This window comes from Persicirhabdus sediminis (genome assembly GCF_016595495.1).
Classification (GTDB): Bacteria; Verrucomicrobiota; Verrucomicrobiia; order Verrucomicrobiales; family Akkermansiaceae; genus Persicirhabdus; species Persicirhabdus sediminis.
Genome location: NZ_JAENIM010000039.1, coordinates 230,659 through 246,759, shown reverse-complemented (window position 1 = coordinate 246,759; position 16,101 = coordinate 230,659). Strand labels below are relative to the sequence as shown.

Below are 16,101 nucleotides of genomic sequence, written 5' to 3'. Positions count from 1 at the left end.
AACGACTGACAACTTCTTAAACAAGAAACCAAACACATCATGTCTGTACTTGTAGGTAAAAAAGCACCAAATTTCTCCGCATCAGCGGTTGTCGAAGGCAACAAGATTGTAGAAAACTTCACACTCGAACAATTCCTCGGTGAGAAGTACGTTCTGCTCTTCTTCTACCCTAAAGATTTCACATTCGTTTGCCCAACTGAGCTGATCGCCTTCCAGAAAGCACTCGAAGAGTTTGAAAAGCGTGGCGTTCAAGTCATCGGCTGCTCAACTGATACAGAATTCTCTCACTGGGCTTGGTTACAAACACCACCAAACAAAGGTGGCATCGAAGGTATCACCTACCCAATCGTTGCTGATACTAACAAAACCATCTCATTCGACTACGACGTGCTCGCTGGTGAGTACGTTGAAGACTTCGAAGGGAATGTAACTGTTGAAGGCGAACTGATAGCTTACCGTGGCCTGTTCCTCATCGACAAAGAAGGCATCGTCCAACATCAACTGGTTAACAACCTTCCTATTGGCCGCTCTATCAGCGAAGCGATCCGTACAGTGGATGCTCTCCAGCACTTCGAGCAAAACGGCGAAGTTTGCCCAATGAACTGGCAAAAAGGTGAAGACGCCATGACTCCTTCTCACGATGGAGTTGCCGATTACCTCTCTAAGTAATCTAGCAATTCATTAATCATTTTTCATGCCGAGTGTCGTCAATGACGCTCGGCATTTTTAGTCTCTAGCTATAGATAGCCTGTCAATATCCAACGGGCTGCATACAGGACAAACAATATTAGTTTTCTCCTTCTATCTTCAAGTTGGTAAACCAAGTTGGCAGGCCGGCACCACGTCTATAGATAACTAAATGATAGACACCGTCAGCTGGCACGGCGCCTAGAGATTTGGTCATCGAACCAAATGACAATCCCGGAAAAGTAATCCGATGACAGCTAATGGCTCCCTTAGTCACGATGCCGCCACCATCGCCTGCGCTGTACTTCGGCACGGTTTTAAAGAGACCGCACAATATAACATCTTCCGGCTTGGCCGAGCGATAATCAAAGCTCACTTTTAAATCCATCCCTGCACGTAGCTTGACTGGCTTCGCCGCCAGTGCGTCATTTTTCAAACCTAGTGCGACAACTCGATCCGTTTTAACTGCTGCAGCCTCCCTAGTGAAAGATACAGCCGCCACAAAGATATTTTCATTAAGTCTATTATTGGTGTAGAATTTCCAACCATTGGGATTACCAATTTCACCCTGCAGACGAGCCGTTAGATTCACCTTTTCGTAGTCACCGTCATGGACATTTAACCACTCACCGCTATTAAAATCCTCCGTCAAAAAAACTGGCTGCTCACCTAACTTTATAAACCTAAAGTTATTTACATAGACGTGAGCACCAACACCAGCCGACACAATTGCCAATCTAAACTTTGATCGCGCAGGGAAACTTTCGCTAGTTTGATATTTGCCCCTTAGCTTTGACCACTCACCTTTTGTAAAGTCACTTCCTTCCATCCAGGTTTGCAAGGTAACCCACTCGCCTTTTCTCATCACTTGCAGCCATATTTGAGTATCGGCATCACCTCTATCCAAATAGACCCATGAAATAAATTCCATGCCGCGCTCCGAGCGAGTTGGCAGACCAGGTTTAATCATAAGAAACCCCTTTTGTTTAGCGGGCACCTCTAGACTAACTGACGCACCGCGTCTCCCTACTTTACTTGAAGTCTTATGCCACTTAAAATTCCCCCTCTCGTGAGCAATACTATCTGAACCATCATCAAAATTTTCAGATAATACGGTTTCATTCTTAGCTCCAGCATTACCAATTATCATCCACAATGCCGCGGTAAATATCCATCTTTTTAGCTGAACAAGATTAACTAACATAACTCTTAAGGGTGATCGAGGTGGTTTACCCAACCTCGAAGCGTCATACCCCTGTTTATACTTTGCACATTTGTATGCAAACAAGAAATATTACAACCAACCTATCAGACTGCAATCAACGATAGGTAAATGCATTAACTAACCTTAAGCAAACAGCTAGAACAAAACCAAAACTTATTATATCAGAATGGATTACACACAAATAAAAATACCAAAAAATACAACTAGCTACAACGGTTAAACAGATATTGAAATATCACATTTTCACTAACAGATAACATTTTCCAACAAGTTCACAGCCTCGTAGCGCGGCAATAATTAGCGCACGCCGCAAACTCCCCCAGCACTAGATTCAGGCGAGCATATCGATATATAGACAAAACTAGAGTGCCGTTCCGCTTGTTTTATTGCGTTCAACATTAACTACATAGCAAAGGAGGCAAACCATGAGCATACCATTACTTACTGATTTTTTCATGTGGACAACCATACTAGGCTTCTGGCTGCTCATGTTTTCCACAGCAGCATTTGTCATTGGCAAAAAGTCGATTTATCGAATCCACCGTAAATGGTTCGATATTTCACCCAGCAACTACGACATGTTGATATTTGCTTACTTGGCCATTTTTAAAGTATTGCTCATTATTTTTTCACTCATCCCCTACTTGACCTTACTCATCATTGGTTAGATTTCTGAGGAATGATAACATAAAGCACGGGATGCATTTCACATGCATGCCAGCTGGCTAGTCTGCTCATAGAGAAAAAACTACCTCCAGCCATAGCCTGTTGCTGGACATTGTAGTGGTTTGCCGACATGATTGTCGTGCACAAACACTATTGATATGTTCAGTAATCTAAAAATTAACCAATTCCTATCGCTTGCTATCGTACAAGCCACAGCTGTCTTTGGACTTTCAGCAGCACAGCCCAACATCGTCTTCATTCTATCAGACGACCACGCCTATCAAAGCATCGGCTCTTATGATTCGCCATTCAAAGATTTCAACCCGACTCCTGAAATTGATAACTTAGCCGAAGAAGGCACCCTTTTTACTAATTCATTTGTCACTAACTCAATCTGTGCGCCATCGCGAGCCGCCATCCTCACGGGAAAATACAGCCACATGAACGGCGTACGCGCGTGGGAAACATTCGATGGCAGCCAGACGACATTCCCGCAACTCCTGCAAGAAGCTGGATACCACACGGTACTTGTTGGAAAGTGGCACTTAAAAAGTGATCCAACAGGTTTTGACGAATGGCTCATCCTTCCGGGCCAAGGGGTTTACGAAGACCCAACATTTTATAACGATACCAACTATAAGAGGCCTAACGAGCTACAGACAAAAGGCTACTGTTCAGACGTCATTACCCGCATGGCAGAAGAACACATTAAGAACCGCCCAGCAGATAAACCGCTAGCTCTATTTGTGCATCACAAAGCAGCACACACGCCATTCCAGTGGGATCCACGCGATGCCGATTGGCTAGAAAATGATACCATCCCCGAGCCATCAACTCTAAGAGACACATGGGAGGGCCGACCTGGCATCGCTCAGGCTCACAACAAGGTGCCTAACATAGAACAACTCCATGCATTCCTGGCTCAAGGCTTAAAAGGTAAAGATCGCCGCGGCAAAGGTAATCCAGCTGATAGAAAACTCAGCCCGCAAGAACGCGCCACAGCTCGCTATCAATTTTACATCAAAGCCTATCTACGCTGCGCCAAGAGCATTGATCGCTCAGTTGGAGAAATAAACCAACTGCTCAAAGACGAAAAAATCGACGACAACACCGTACTCATTTACATGGCTGATCAGGGTTTCTACCTTGGCGAGCACGGCATGTCAGACAAACGCTGGGCCTACGAACAATCATTTCGCACGCCGCTAATCATCAAATTCCCGAAAGCCAAAAGCGGCCAGCGCGTGGACCAATTTGCTCTAAATATTGACCTTGCACCAACCTTGCTAGAACTAGCTGGCGTCGAGATTCCAGCTGATATACAAGGTTCTAGTCTAGTTCCATTGCTTAATGGTGAACAACCTAGCAGCTGGAGAGAACGCATTTACTATCGTTATTATGACGACAAAGGATACCGTATTCCCCAACACCAAGCTGTGCGTACAGATCGTTACAAGCTCATCTACTTTCCTAAAGAGCAGCGTTATGAACTTTTCGATCTTGAAAAAGATCCTACGGAAATGCACAACCTAGCTGAAAACCCTGAGTACTCCGCACTAATGGATAAGATGAAGGTTAATCTTAAAGAAGTGCGTGAAGAACTCAAAGAAGAGGATCAAGACGTCTACCCATCTACTCGCGAGACGGGCAAAAAGAATCAACACTAATTATAACGTATCCAGCTAGATCATGAAAGAACGAGTCGACCAACTCCTTGTTAGCCGAGGGCTATGCGAATCCAGAGAGATCGCAAAAAGATTGATTCTAGCTGGCGAAGTAATGACCGGCACCCAGGTTGTTAGCAAACCGAGCACCAAAGTCGACAGCGAGGCTGACCTCAAAGTGAAAGAAAAACCTAAGTTTGTTGGCCGTGGTGGCTTCAAAATTGAAGGCGCGCTAGAAAAATTCGAAATTGATCCAGCTGGTCTAGTTTGCCTTGATGTTGGAGCCTCCACTGGTGGCTTTACCGACTGTCTGCTACAGCGTGGCGCCACGCGCGTTCACGCAGTGGACGTTGGCACCAACCAGCTAGCATGGAAACTTCGCAGCGACCCGCGAGTCGTAGTGAAAGAAAAATTCAACGCTAGGCACATGACGGTTGAGGATCTCGGCGAGTTGGTCGACCTCGCGGTCACTGACGTTTCATTTATTTCACTAACAAAGATCCTGCCTCCAATGTTTGCTTGTCTAGCTGAAGGTGGTCAAATTGTCTGCCTCATCAAACCACAATTTGAGCTGAGTCGAGACGAGATTGGCAAAGGGGGCATTGTGCGCGACAGTAAGTTACACCAAAAAGCGGTGGATAAGATCGAGAAATTTGTTACTGAAGATCTTGGCCGCACTTGGATCAAAGTCATCCCATCGCCGATAACTGGCACAGATGGCAACGTCGAATTTCTAGCCTGGTTACGCTAGCAGAATTTAGTAAATAACTGTTTTCATCCAGCTAATACCAACTATCATCCACGTACTGTGAAATTCGGGATCATCGCCAATACCAATAAAGACAGTTCGCCCGCCACCCTAGCCAGCCTCTGTAAGTTGTTAAAAGATAGAGGCCACGAGTGGGTGCTAGAAACCGATACATCATGCCTCATTGAGAACGGCCCCGGCATCCCTGCGGCGCAACTCAAAGACCACTGCGACATCATCGCGGTGCTCGGCGGCGACGGCACCATGCTCAATGCGAGTTACCGTATTGGCGCCTGCACCAAACCCATCGCCGGAATCAATACTGGCCACCTCGGATTCCTAACTAGCTGCAGCGAACACGAACTGGAGCGACTTATTTCCGCGATAGAAAACGACAAATTCACCGTCAGCCCTCATACTTTGCTCACCGCTACTATCGAGTCAACCGACGGTAGCCAGAGGCAGTTCACCGCGCTTAACGAGGTGACACTAACAAGAGGTCACACCAGCCGCATGGTCAGTCTAGATACGCGCATTAATGGCGAGGTGCTCAACCAGTACCGAGCTGATGGTCTTATCGTCGCCACTCCAACAGGCTCTACCGCCTACTCACTATCAGCTGGAGGCCCATTAGTAGCGCCCGACGCTAACATCTTTCTTGTCACACCCATTTGCCCACATAGCCTGAGCAATCGAACCATGGTAGTAGCTGATAGCTCACTGATAGAAGTCACCCCGTCCGAAAAAACTGAGGAGACACTATTCTTCAATGCTGACGGTCGCGACATTGTCGAAGTTAAACCGGGCAGCCATGTGAAAATCAAAAAAGCCGCGCACGTTCTGCCGCTACTAACGATTTCAGATACTAGTTTTTTCAAAACTGTGCGCACGAAACTGCGTTGGCACTAAGCTTTCGCATTGATAAATGCACAAATTCTCGCTCCAATGATATTATGAAATATGAGCCCGTCGACTCCCAGCTATTCATCAACAACCGCCAGCGACTGAATCCGCTGCTCAAGTCCAATAGCATCGTCATACTTCATTCTAATGACATCATGCCAACCAATGCGGATGGCGTCATGCCATTCAAACAAAACAGCGACTTTTATTACCTAACGGGAATTGATCAAGAAGAAAGCATCCTCATTCTCTATCCAGATGCGCTTGAGGAAAAACATCGCGAAATCCTATTTGTGCGCCGTACAGATCAACACATTGCGGTTTGGGAAGGTGAAAAACTGAGCCTGCATCAGGCCAGTAAACTCTCAGGCATTCAGACAGTTCATTGGACTGAGCAATTTGATGCCGTGCTGCAGAGCCTCATCTATCAATCCGAATATGCTTATCTTTTAAGTAATGAACACATCCGTTCAGAATCCCGTGTCGTCACCCGCAATGAGCGCTACATCAACTCATTCATCAAGCAGTTCCCGCTGCAGAAGTTAGAGCGTCTAGCTCCGCTAATGACGCAACTGCGCATGGTCAAGGACCAGCTAGAGATTGCGCAAATTAGACGCGCCTGCCAGATTACCGAAGACGGATTCAGACGGGTACTAAAATATATTCGCCCAGGCGTCGGCGAGTGGAAAATCGAAGCTGAATACGCGCACGAATTTCTCCGTCAGCGATCAAATGGTTTTGCCTACACCCCTATCATTGCCAGCGGAAAAAATAGCTGCATACTCCATTATGTCGACAACCATGAGATCTGCCTAGATGGCGAAATCATACTCATGGATGTGGGTGCAGAATACGCTAACTGGAATGCGGACATGACGCGCACGGTGCCCGTTAATGGCAAATTTAGCAAACGACAACGCCAAGTCTACGATGCGGTACTGAGAACACTGCGCTATGCTAACACCATCCTCAGACCAGGCACACTTTATGCCGACTATCAGAATGCTGTGATTGAGTTCATCGAAGGTGAACTCATCGGGCTCGGCCTCATCGACGCCGAGGAAGCAAAACAACAAGGGCCTGACAAAGCGCTCGTCAAACGCTACTTCATGCACGGCACCTCCCACCACCTCGGGCTGGACGTGCACGACGTCAGCTGCCGCCATACACCATTTCAGGTAGGCAATGTATTCACCATCGAGCCCGGCATCTACATTCCAGAAGAAGCCATTGGCATACGATTAGAAAATAACTACCTCATCGGCGAAAAGGAAAACCTAGACCTCATGGCCACCATTCCTATCGAAGCCGATGAAATCGAGGCGCTCATGGCCTCCCAACATTAATGTTTGGATATCTATCCATTGCCAGCGCTGGGCTCGCAGCTTTGATATTTTTTATCAATAGCTATCAGCTACCGGCTATTGACTGGGCTGGATTAAATCAGCCGGCTGAATCTGCTCAGCCGGCGCGCTATGCATTCCTCATAGAAAAACTAGCACTTCGGCGAGAAAAATTAGCCGAAGCCTACAATGCCGCAGAGAGTGACAGTGAGCGAGATCTGATAGTAACAAAAGCCTCCAACACATTAGAGGAATTCATGCCTCAACTGATGCGCTGCTGGCTCACTACACCGTGGGATTTTAACGGCACCTCTACCACACCCGGTGAGGAGAAAATCGCCTGCGGGTATTTTGTCTCTGTAATCATGCGCGACGCTGGCTTCAAAGTAAACCGCATCCGCTTAGCCCAACAACCTTCACAAAATATATTGAGAACATTTCTACCTAGGCAGAATCTCAATATCTACACACAAACTAGCTACGAAAAATTTCTCAAAAAAGTCCGCGACCATGGACTGGGAATCTACATCGTCGGCTTAGACAAACACGTCGCATTCATCGTCAACCTAGATGACGAAATCCGCTACATCCATTCATCTGGCGGAGCATCAAAATCTGTAGTGGACCAAAGCACTGAAAATGCTAGCAGCTTGAAACGATCCAAATACCGCGTAATCGGCAACCTAACCACCTACCGTCCACTCATCGTGGGCTGGCTAGAAAACCAGACATTTAAAACCCACAGCTAAAGCTCGGGGATTTTTTACCTGTCTTATAAGGCTATGCCTTAACTTCTTTGAGTCGCTGTGATGCCGCTTTTTCAACTTCGCGTGCGAGCTCGTCTTCACCTTGCTTGCGCAAAAATTCTCCGTAATTGAAGGCCACTGACATGTAGTCTAATGAGGCAGCTTTAGCATGCTTAGAATAGATTTCTAATGCTCTGCTGAAGTTTTCTTTAACTGCATCAGCGTTAGACAGAGTCACATGGCAAAGCGCGAGGTTGGCAAATGACTGAGCACAGTCGAGATGATCATCACTGAGTGACTCTAAACGCCCGTCGAGAGCATATTCATGCGCTTCTAATGCCTCATCAATGTGGCCAGCTGAATAATACATCGCGCCGAGATTATTGAGCACAGCGGCTGTAGACTCATGTTTTACGCCAAAATTATCGCGGCAGATTTCCAATGCTTTTTGGTAGAGATCTTCGGCGTCACTGAGTCGGTTAGACATCTTATAGATGTACGCCAAGTTATTACAAAGTGATAGAACCTCCACGGGTCTGGCCTCAGCCATCGACTCATACAGCTCGATAGACTTCAAATGATACTCAATCGACCCGTCTACATCACCCATGCGTTCTTTCAGCATGCCAACACTAGCAGCAATACGAGCCTTCTCAGCGACGAAATCTTCATTGTCGCCAATCAGCTCTATCAAATTCAGATAGGTTTTCTCAGCAGCATCGCGCTTACGAGATTCACGTAGATAGTTAGCGCGAATTTCTAAACAAACCACCAGCTCCTGCAGTGAGTCATTATCTGCAGCTTCTTCGTGTGCAGCCCTAGCTTCAGACTCAACCTCCGATAGCTCTTCTATCGCTTGGTCGTGAAGCTTGTTTTCGTAGAGCTTGTAGATTCGATCCTGAAGATCGTTATAAAAGTCGATTCTCTCGTTATTCATTGTTTGTAGGACTACGTATCCACCAGTAGCACAGCTCAGGCCAGCTCAAAAGAAAAATGAGCCTCAACAAAATCCATTTACCTCAGCTGATATCGACCTTAGGCGCTACGCAGACGTAGATTGGCTGTCTGCGTTACAGAGAATGCCTCCATCTCTTCGCCAATAGAACGTAGGTACTTTGCATACTGGTCCGCCACCTCAACATAATGGTCAGAAGCATCTTTGATGCGATTACCATAGATCCGAATGGAATTTTCGTAATGCCTACGACAACCGATATGGTCGCCTAGTGCCTCACAGATATGAGCCAGGCTCAAGTGGATCTGCGCTGTATCCAGAGTATTTACAGACTCAGTCTTTTCGACTCCTTTAAGAGCCGTTAGGCAAAGTTCCTTAGCTTGCTCAAGGTGGCCAGCTACAGAATACAAAGTGGCTGTATTGTTATAAACCACTAGAGTATTTTCGTGCTCGGGGCCAAAGACGGCATGGCAGATTTCTAATGCCTTGAGATAGTATGTCTCAGCTGCATCATATTCCTCGAGAGTTTTGCGGATAAATGCGACATTGTTACAAATGCCCAGTGCCTTCACAGTCTGAGATTCCCCGCCAGCCTCGTGAGCTTCTAGCGCCAAACCATAATAATCAGCGGCCACTCGGAGTTGCCCATCCTCTTCGTATAAGACAGCCACTGCCGTATTAATTCTAGCGTAGCGGCTAAGATAATCTTCGCCCATGCCCTTTGGCTGCATCGAAGATAGGGAGCCTAAATAGGCTTTCACCGCGTCAGAAGCATTGCCTAATTCACGATGTATATCACCTAGCAGTTCTTGATAGAATGAGACACCAGACTCATCATTCTCAACAACTTCATTCACACGTTTCTCAACAAAAGAGACAAGCTCTTCCGTTTCCCCACGCTTGCGAAGTGACTCAGCTTTCGTTTGGAAAGCTGCAAGTTTATCAAAACTTTCTTTATCCATAGATAATTTTTAGTTGTGGGAGGCTATTGGTACAGAATTATTTGCATATAATGCTTCATCAGTAAATACCATTTCACAAGCAAATTTGGACAGGCAGTTAGGAATTACTTTCTACAATCGATCTAGGCATCGATTTCTGAGCTCAGAAACGTCGCCGTAAATATCTAAAATTTGCACGTATGCTTTTTTATTGGGCTCACGAATTCCAGCTATCTCGGCAATCTGGTTTTCAAAATGCTCCAAAATACGTAAGTTTAACTCGCCATTTTCTAGATAGTTAAGCGCTCGGCAAATGAGATCAAAGTAACGTGGCTCTGCGTGCTCCGGCTCACACATCTTCGCCAGCAAACTGGCAAAGTACGAGGCCATCAAGGTACGAAGAAAAGATGTACGCACCCCGTCATAGGTTCGCTCCAGCTGCATTTCGCGCAGTTGGTGCAAATCACTTTTTCGGCTCATGACGATGTCAATATCCGCCAAATAAAACAAATCTAGCTGGCCAGCAAACTTACTTTTTGGACTTTTGGCACCTTTCGCCACGGTTTTGATCAATCCAAATTGCTCGCTGCACCACACCACAATCAAACTCGATTCTGTAAGCGAATAGGTACGTATGACTATGGCTCGGCTACTCTCCATGAACGCGTCTATTCATAACAAAGCCAACGTACAAAAAAAGGATGCAATTTTCTATTTCCTCAAAAAAAATTTCGAGTATCACTGAGCGCGTATGAGCCAACCTAATAACGCTGACCTTCTGGCGTTCGATACCTCTGCTTTAGCAGAGAGATTATCGGAACTCAGAAGGTATCTTTGACGTCGCCAATCTGGAATCTCAGATCATCGAGCTCGATGGTCTAATGGCTGAACCATCATTCTGGGATAATGCCAATACCGCCCAAGAAACGGTTAACAAAGCCAATGCGCTGAAAAAGCGCCTGCATCCGTTTCTTAAGCTAGAAGAACGCGCTGAGGATTTGGAAATCCTCATCGAGCTAGCCAAAGAAGAAGATGACGCAGAGTCGTGCCAAGAAGCAGCTAACGAATTTGCAGACATCTGCAAAGCGCTGGATTCCTTTGAAATCCTCATGCTGCTCAACAGCCCTAACGACAGCTCAAACACCTACCTAACTATTCACGCAGGCGCTGGAGGCACCGAAGCCTGTGACTGGGCAAATATGCTGCTGCGCATGTACTCGCGCTGGGCTGAGTCAAAAGGATTCAATGTTAGCCCAGTGGATTACCAAGACGGTGACGGCGCGGGCTGCCGCACAGCTACGATCAAAATCGATGGCGAATACGCATACGGCTACTTGAAAAATGAACGTGGCGTGCACCGTCTAGTGCGCATATCGCCATTTGATTCAGCTGGCAAACGCCATACTTCATTTGCCTCCATCGATGCTACTCCAGAAATCAATGACACCATTGAAGTCAATATTGATCCATCTGACATCGACATCCAAACCGCGCGCTCAGGCGGCGCTGGTGGCCAGAATGTCAACAAGGTGGAAACAGCGGTTATCCTGAAACACAAACCAACAGGCATCATCATCCGCTGTACTCAGGAGCGTTCCCAGCTGCGTAACCGCGAGCTGGCTATGGAGCTACTGAAAGCCAAACTTTTCCAGATAGAAGAAGACAAAAAGAAAGCCGAGAGCGAGCGCTCGTACGGTGAAAAAGGTGACATTGGCTGGGGCAATCAGATTCGCTCTTACGTCTTCCAGCCCTACCAAATGGCCAAGGATCTGCGCACCGGCGTAGAATCTGGCAACATTTCATCCGTGATGGACGGCGACCTCGACCCATTCATCGAAGCCATGCTCAAAGGAAAACAAAAATAACATGAGCCACAAAAGATCAGGTATCCTACTCCTCGTTTCCGGTCCATCAGGATCCGGCAAATCCACCCTCTGCCGCCGTCTCACAGAAGAAGGTGAAGCTGTTTATTCCACATCTTGCACCACCCGCCAGCCACGTGAAGGCGAGCAAGATGGCGTCGACTACTTTTTTCAGACTCGCGAGTCATTCAAGAAGTTAGTTGAGGAAGACAAATTCATCGAATACGCAGAAGTCCACGGCAATAACTACGGCACGCTCATCAGCGAGGTCGTTGAGCATTTGGAAAAAGGCACCGACGTCGTGCTCGACATCGACGTGCAAGGCGCCAGCCTCGTGCGTGAATGCCAAAGCGAAATCATCCAGCAAGCGCTGGTTGATGTTTTTGTCATGCCGCCTAGCGAAGAAGAACTTTACAAGCGCCTCTCTGGCCGCGGCACCGATGCTCAGGAGATCATCGACTTGCGCATGAAAAACTCAGTTGAAGAAATGCAGTACTGGAATAAATATACCTCGCTCATTTATTCTGGCACTCACGAAGAAGACTACGCTAAATTCAAAAGTCTGCTCATAGCTGAGCGACTCAAAGTTAGCCGCCTCATCCAAGCATAAGCTCACAAAAATATGACCATCATCCTCGGCATCACCGGATCTATCGCCGCCTACAAAGCTGCTAACATTGTCTCGCTACTCAAGAAGCGTGGCCACGAAGTCCACTGCGTGATGACCGAGGCTGCCACCGAGTTTATCACTCCCCTCACCTTGCAAGTGATCTCACAGAACCCTGTGCTCGTTAGCCTGCAAGATGAAAAACAATCGTGGAAACCCGGTCATATTGATCTAGCTGATCGCGCCGACCTCATGCTCGTCGCCCCAGCTACCGCCAATACACTTGGCAACTTTGCCCATGGCCTAGCGCCAGACCCACTATCTAGCATCTATCTAGCCACTAAGGCCAAAGTTCTCATCGCCCCGGCAATGAATGGCAAAATGTGGCTGCACCCAGCTACCCAGCGAAATGTCGAACAACTCAAAGCCGATGGATGTGAATTTATCGGCCCAGAAGACGAAGGCATGTTAGCCTGCGGCTACTCTGGACCTGGTAGACTTTACAATGAAGAACTCATCGTTCAGGCAGCTGAAGCGACTGCTTCATAAGCCTGAATGTAAAACAATCGCATATTTTGCTTTGCGAAATGTAATATAACGTTAATTTATGCGTATATTAATTGATTATGCCTAGAGTCACCATTTCAGAACCAGGAAAAGCCAAGCAACCATACCGCTTTAAGTTAGACCGAGAAATCGTGAAAATCGGCCGCGGAGCAGATTGCGACATCGTCATCGATTGCCCATCAGTCTCCACCCACCACTGCACCATGAAGCGAGTGCCAGGTGGATTTGTCATGGACGACGAAAACTCTACTAACGGCATCAAGCTCAATAGCACCAAACTTGAGCACATGGATCTCTACGACGGCATGCAACTGCTGATCGGTGATATTCCGCTAGATTTTGAACTCGATGAGACCGAACTCGATGCCCTCGCCGAAGAGGAGAAAAATGCTCCAGCTCCGCAGAAAATTTCTGACCTCGATGAGACTAAAGACAACAAGCTGCCACCAATGGCTGCGGAAGAATCCACCGTAGAGGAGACTCCAGCTGAAGACGCGTTAGACATCGAAGCGCCAGTTCTCAAACAGAACAAAAGAAAGAAAAAGAAACAAGCTCCAGCTACCAGCCGCGAAGTTGTTGACGCTGTAGATGAAGAATACAAAGAACAAGCAGCTCAGGCGCCAGCTAGACAGCGTACACACAGCCAACCTAGCCAAGCAGCAGCCATCATCCGCGGTCTGTTAATCTTTGCCGCCATGTGCGTGGCTGTATTCATCGGCATGTCACTGCGCTACTACAAAGAGACCAATGGCAAATCTCTACCAAAAGAGATAGAAAAACATTATTCCAAGAAACCTGCTGACAATGCAGAGCCAGCTGAAGCTGCTGAGTAATCAGCTGATTGACACTAGCAAATCAAGCTAACGTCTCAAATTCCAAGCCGCACTAGAATATCTATGTGCGGCTAATTTTTTTGCCAATTCTAGCTGGAATTCACTCAGCTGATAGTCACCTCGGCTATTTCCAAACTCATCTAGCAGATGTCTGGAAAACAAGTTTCCATCAAGACCATCAGCGAGCACACTTCCCTGGTGTAATAGTCCAAATTTATTTCGCCGCTGACCAGCACCAGCTAACTTCGCGCCTGAATCAGCCAATACAAGATCCTTTGTCACTGGGGTATCAAAACACACTCCTTGGCCAGATCCCGTATCCTCTGACTGCATATCATTCTCCACCCCAACAGAGTGCAGCGCACGCGAAACAGCACGGTGAATCAACTCGTAGGATACGTCACCTTTTGCCTCACTTAGAGCATGTCCTCTTGGCACAATGATAGAGTACGTAAAGTCATTGCGATGGTCGACCATGCCGCCACCAGTAAGGCGGCGCACAAAGTCATAATTGCGCTCGGGATAAGCTAACTCCACCTCAGCTACAGCAACAAAATAACCACAGCTAACGGACGGGCGCGACCATTGATAGAAACGTACAATCGGATCATTGCTAGAACTTTCCAGCAAGACCTGATCAATAGCCATGTTCATGCTTGCACATCGGGGCTGCCGATCTAGCAAGCAATGAAATCGCTCAAATAATTTATCCACGCCAAATTCTATGCTCAGCTCTATGCCTGCAATTCAGACAAACCCTGAAGCTGCTGTTTGCTTGCCTTTTCCACCAAGAGTGTGATCAGCAACACATCCTTACCGGCATGGTTGATGACAACTGATTCGAGTACACGACCACCAGTCCAAGCCAAACTAACTGGCTTTGCTGACGTTCCTTGAGCTAGCTGAGACAACAATGCCTTTTTTGCCCAGTTAAATAAACTCGGCCATCCAACTGACGCAAATATCACCTCAGCATCATCACCTAGAATCCAACACTGACTTGGTGCCAAATGGCGACTAACACCTAATAGCAAGTTCTGCAAATCGGTATCGAGCTCAGCGAAGTCACTCGCCTCACAGCGTGCTGGTTTATACGTCTCGAATTGATTAAATCTGTAGGCCCCTCGTCTGGTTGACTGAGCCTCATGATAAATTGCTGGCGCAACCTCAGCTACTGATTCTTCTTCAGCTACAGGTTCCTCTTCAGCTACTGGTTCTTCTTCAGCTACTGGTGCTTCTTCAGCTACTGGCTCTTCTTCAGCTACTGGCTCTTCTTCAGTTACTGGTTCTCCGTCAGCTACAGGTGCTTCATCAGAAACAGGTTCTTCTTCAGCTACAGCTTCTTCTTCAGCTAGAGGTTCTTCTTCAGCTACTGGTTCTTCTTCAGCTGCTGGCTCTTCTTCAGCTACTGGCTCTTCTTCAGCTACTGGCTCTTCTTCAGCTAGAGGTTCTTCTTCAGCTAGAGGTTCTTCTTCAGCTAGAGGTTCTTCTTCAGCTACTGGTTCTTCTTCAGTTACTGGTTCTCCGTCAGCTACAGGTGCTTCATCAGAAACAGGTGCTTCATCAGAAACAGGTTCTTCTTCAGCTACAGCTTCTTCTTCAGCTACTGGCTCTTCTTCAGAAACAGCTGCTTCTTCAGCTACAGGCTCTTCTTCAGCTACTGGTTCTTCGTCAGCTACTGGTTCTTCGTCAGCTACTGGTTCTTCGTCAGCTACTGGTTCTTCGTCAGCTACAGGTGCTTCGTCAGCTACAGGTGCTTCATCAGAAACAGGTTCTTCTTCAGCTACAGCTTCTTCTTCAGCTACTGGCTCTTCTTCAGCTAGAGGTTCTTCTTCAGCTACAGCTTCTTCTTCAGCTACTGGCTCTTCTTCAGCTAGAGGTTCTTCTTCAGCTAGAGGTTCTTCTTCAGCTAGAGGTTCTTCTTCAGCTAGAGGTTCTTCTTCAGCTAGAGGTTCTTCTTCAGCTAGAGGTTCTTCTTCAGCTACTGGTTCTTCTTCAGTTACTGGTTCTCCGTCAGCTACAGGTGCTTCATCAGAAACAGGTGCTTCATCAGAAACAGGTTCTTCTTCAGCTACAGCTTCTTCTTCAGCTACTGGCTCTTCTTCAGAAACAGCTGCTTCTTCAGCTACAGGCTCTTCTTCAGCTACTGGCTCTTCTTCAGCTACTGGCTCTTCTTCAGCTACTGGCTCTTCTTCAGCTACTGGCTCTTCTTCAGCTACTGGTTCTTCTTCAGCTACAGATTCTTCTTCAGCTACAGATTCTTCTTCAGATACAGATTCTTCTTCAGCTAGAGGTTCTTCTTCAGCTAGAGGTGCATCTTCAGCTACTGGCGCTTCGTCAGCTACTGGTTCTTC

Annotated in this window: 17 protein-coding genes; 11 read left to right on the top strand and 6 right to left on the bottom strand. The window is 47.0% G+C overall.

Annotation, left to right across the window (positions count from 1 at the left end; translation table 11 throughout):
- The first annotated feature begins 39 nt into the window (after positions 1–39).
- Positions 40–669 carry a peroxiredoxin gene (locus JIN82_RS08585; RefSeq protein ID WP_200311220.1) on the top strand — a complete coding sequence of 210 codons (630 nt, stop codon included), beginning with the start codon at positions 40–42 and terminating at the stop codon, positions 667–669.
- Positions 670–787: 118 nt separating this feature from the next.
- Here the strand turns inward: JIN82_RS08585 and JIN82_RS08580 are convergent, their stop codons facing one another.
- Positions 788–1,891: a hypothetical protein gene (locus JIN82_RS08580; protein WP_200311219.1), complete on the bottom strand. Its 1,104-nt coding sequence runs from the start codon at positions 1,889–1,891 to the stop codon at positions 788–790.
- 446 nt (positions 1,892–2,337) lie between these two features.
- On the opposite strand from JIN82_RS08580, the gene JIN82_RS08575 reads away from it, so the two are divergent.
- The 6 genes from JIN82_RS08575 to JIN82_RS08550 all read left to right on the top strand — a co-directional run bounded on the left by JIN82_RS08575 (position 2,338) and on the right by JIN82_RS08550 (position 7,985).
- A complete protein-coding gene (locus JIN82_RS08575) occupies positions 2,338–2,580 on the top strand; it encodes a DUF6868 family protein (protein WP_200311218.1) in 243 nt (80 codons plus the stop codon).
- Positions 2,581–2,736: 156 nt separating this feature from the next.
- Positions 2,737–4,245, top strand: a complete 1,509-nt coding sequence (locus JIN82_RS08570) for a sulfatase family protein (RefSeq protein WP_200311217.1) — start codon at positions 2,737–2,739, stop codon at positions 4,243–4,245.
- A gap of 22 nt (positions 4,246–4,267) precedes the next feature.
- Entirely contained in the window at positions 4,268–4,993 is a 726-nt protein-coding gene (locus tag JIN82_RS08565) for a TlyA family RNA methyltransferase (RefSeq protein ID WP_200311216.1), read from the top strand.
- Between the two features lie 57 nt (positions 4,994–5,050).
- Positions 5,051–5,899, top strand: coding sequence for an NAD(+)/NADH kinase (locus JIN82_RS08560; protein WP_200311215.1), 849 nt, complete (start codon positions 5,051–5,053; stop codon positions 5,897–5,899).
- A 44-nt stretch (positions 5,900–5,943) separates the two neighbouring features.
- Entirely contained in the window at positions 5,944–7,239 is a 1,296-nt protein-coding gene (locus JIN82_RS08555; RefSeq protein WP_200311214.1) for an aminopeptidase P N-terminal domain-containing protein, read from the top strand.
- On the top strand, positions 7,239–7,985 hold the full coding sequence (locus JIN82_RS08550; protein ID WP_200311213.1) for a hypothetical protein: 747 nt from the start codon (positions 7,239–7,241) through the stop codon (positions 7,983–7,985). The genes JIN82_RS08555 and JIN82_RS08550 overlap by 1 nt, the downstream gene beginning before the upstream one ends.
- 31 nt (positions 7,986–8,016) lie before the next feature.
- Here JIN82_RS08550 and JIN82_RS08545 read toward each other — a convergent pair whose 3' ends face one another.
- From JIN82_RS08545 to recO, 3 genes are all read right to left on the bottom strand, one after another.
- Positions 8,017–8,919: a tetratricopeptide repeat protein gene (locus tag JIN82_RS08545; RefSeq protein WP_200311212.1), complete on the bottom strand. Its 903-nt coding sequence runs from the start codon at positions 8,917–8,919 to the stop codon at positions 8,017–8,019.
- 98 nt (positions 8,920–9,017) lie between these two features.
- Positions 9,018–9,899 (bottom strand): tetratricopeptide repeat protein, encoded by an 882-nt coding sequence (locus JIN82_RS08540; protein ID WP_200311211.1) that lies wholly within the window; start codon positions 9,897–9,899, stop codon positions 9,018–9,020.
- Positions 9,900–10,010: 111 nt separating this feature from the next.
- The gene (gene recO, locus JIN82_RS08535; protein ID WP_200311210.1) at positions 10,011–10,538 is read right to left on the bottom strand and encodes a DNA repair protein RecO; all 528 of its coding nucleotides are present in this window, start codon (positions 10,536–10,538) and stop codon (positions 10,011–10,013) included.
- Between the two features lie 91 nt (positions 10,539–10,629).
- Here recO and prfB point away from each other — a divergent pair.
- The 4 genes from prfB (at position 10,630) to JIN82_RS08515 (ending at position 13,747) form a co-directional block, all read left to right on the top strand.
- Positions 10,630–11,743, top strand: a protein-coding gene (gene prfB / locus JIN82_RS08530; protein WP_343221732.1) for a peptide chain release factor 2 whose coding sequence is annotated in 2 segments (ribosomal slippage) — positions 10,630–10,713 and positions 10,715–11,743 — 1,113 coding nt in all. Because the reading frame shifts where the segments join, the coding sequence is not laid out codon by codon here.
- 1 nt (position 11,744) lies between these two features.
- A complete protein-coding gene (gene gmk / locus JIN82_RS08525) occupies positions 11,745–12,350 on the top strand; it encodes a guanylate kinase (RefSeq protein ID WP_200311208.1) in 606 nt (201 codons plus the stop codon).
- A 12-nt stretch (positions 12,351–12,362) separates the two neighbouring features.
- On the top strand, positions 12,363–12,896 hold the full coding sequence (locus JIN82_RS08520; protein ID WP_200311207.1) for a flavoprotein: 534 nt from the start codon (positions 12,363–12,365) through the stop codon (positions 12,894–12,896).
- 77 nt (positions 12,897–12,973) lie between these two features.
- The gene (locus tag JIN82_RS08515; protein WP_200311206.1) at positions 12,974–13,747 is read left to right on the top strand and encodes an FHA domain-containing protein; all 774 of its coding nucleotides are present in this window, start codon (positions 12,974–12,976) and stop codon (positions 13,745–13,747) included.
- 27 nt (positions 13,748–13,774) lie between these two features.
- Here JIN82_RS08515 and JIN82_RS08510 read toward each other — a convergent pair whose 3' ends face one another.
- Both JIN82_RS08510 and JIN82_RS08505 read right to left on the bottom strand, forming a co-directional pair.
- Positions 13,775–14,401 (bottom strand): lipoate--protein ligase family protein, encoded by a 627-nt coding sequence (locus JIN82_RS08510; protein ID WP_200311205.1) that lies wholly within the window; start codon positions 14,399–14,401, stop codon positions 13,775–13,777.
- An 80-nt stretch (positions 14,402–14,481) separates the two neighbouring features.
- The coding region (locus JIN82_RS08505) for a hypothetical protein (RefSeq protein WP_200311204.1) at positions 14,482–16,101 on the bottom strand (1,620 nt) is incomplete at its 5' end.

Bases quoted from the DNA above. Each gene is read 5' to 3' on its own strand.
- JIN82_RS08520 (WP_200311207.1), top strand. From the start codon at position 12,363: ATGACCATCATCCTCGGCATCACCGGATCTATCGCCGCCTACAAAGCT.
- JIN82_RS08570 (WP_200311217.1), top strand. From the start codon at position 2,737: ATGTTCAGTAATCTAAAAATTAACCAATTCCTATCGCTTGCTATCGTA.
- JIN82_RS08580 (WP_200311219.1), bottom strand. From the start codon at position 1,891: ATGTTAGTTAATCTTGTTCAGCTAAAAAGATGGATATTTACCGCGGCA.
- JIN82_RS08545 (WP_200311212.1), bottom strand. From the start codon at position 8,919: ATGAATAACGAGAGAATCGACTTTTATAACGATCTTCAGGATCGAATC.
- JIN82_RS08565 (WP_200311216.1), top strand. From the start codon at position 4,268: ATGAAAGAACGAGTCGACCAACTCCTTGTTAGCCGAGGGCTATGCGAA.
- JIN82_RS08510 (WP_200311205.1), bottom strand. From the start codon at position 14,401: ATGAACATGGCTATTGATCAGGTCTTGCTGGAAAGTTCTAGCAATGAT.
- JIN82_RS08540 (WP_200311211.1), bottom strand. From the start codon at position 9,899: ATGGATAAAGAAAGTTTTGATAAACTTGCAGCTTTCCAAACGAAAGCT.
- recO (WP_200311210.1), bottom strand. From the start codon at position 10,538: ATGGAGAGTAGCCGAGCCATAGTCATACGTACCTATTCGCTTACAGAA.
- JIN82_RS08515 (WP_200311206.1), top strand. From the start codon at position 12,974: ATGCCTAGAGTCACCATTTCAGAACCAGGAAAAGCCAAGCAACCATAC.
- JIN82_RS08550 (WP_200311213.1), top strand. From the start codon at position 7,239: ATGTTTGGATATCTATCCATTGCCAGCGCTGGGCTCGCAGCTTTGATA.
- JIN82_RS08585 (WP_200311220.1), top strand. From the start codon at position 40: ATGTCTGTACTTGTAGGTAAAAAAGCACCAAATTTCTCCGCATCAGCG.
- JIN82_RS08575 (WP_200311218.1), top strand. From the start codon at position 2,338: ATGAGCATACCATTACTTACTGATTTTTTCATGTGGACAACCATACTA.
- JIN82_RS08555 (WP_200311214.1), top strand. From the start codon at position 5,944: ATGAAATATGAGCCCGTCGACTCCCAGCTATTCATCAACAACCGCCAG.
- gmk (WP_200311208.1), top strand. From the start codon at position 11,745: ATGAGCCACAAAAGATCAGGTATCCTACTCCTCGTTTCCGGTCCATCA.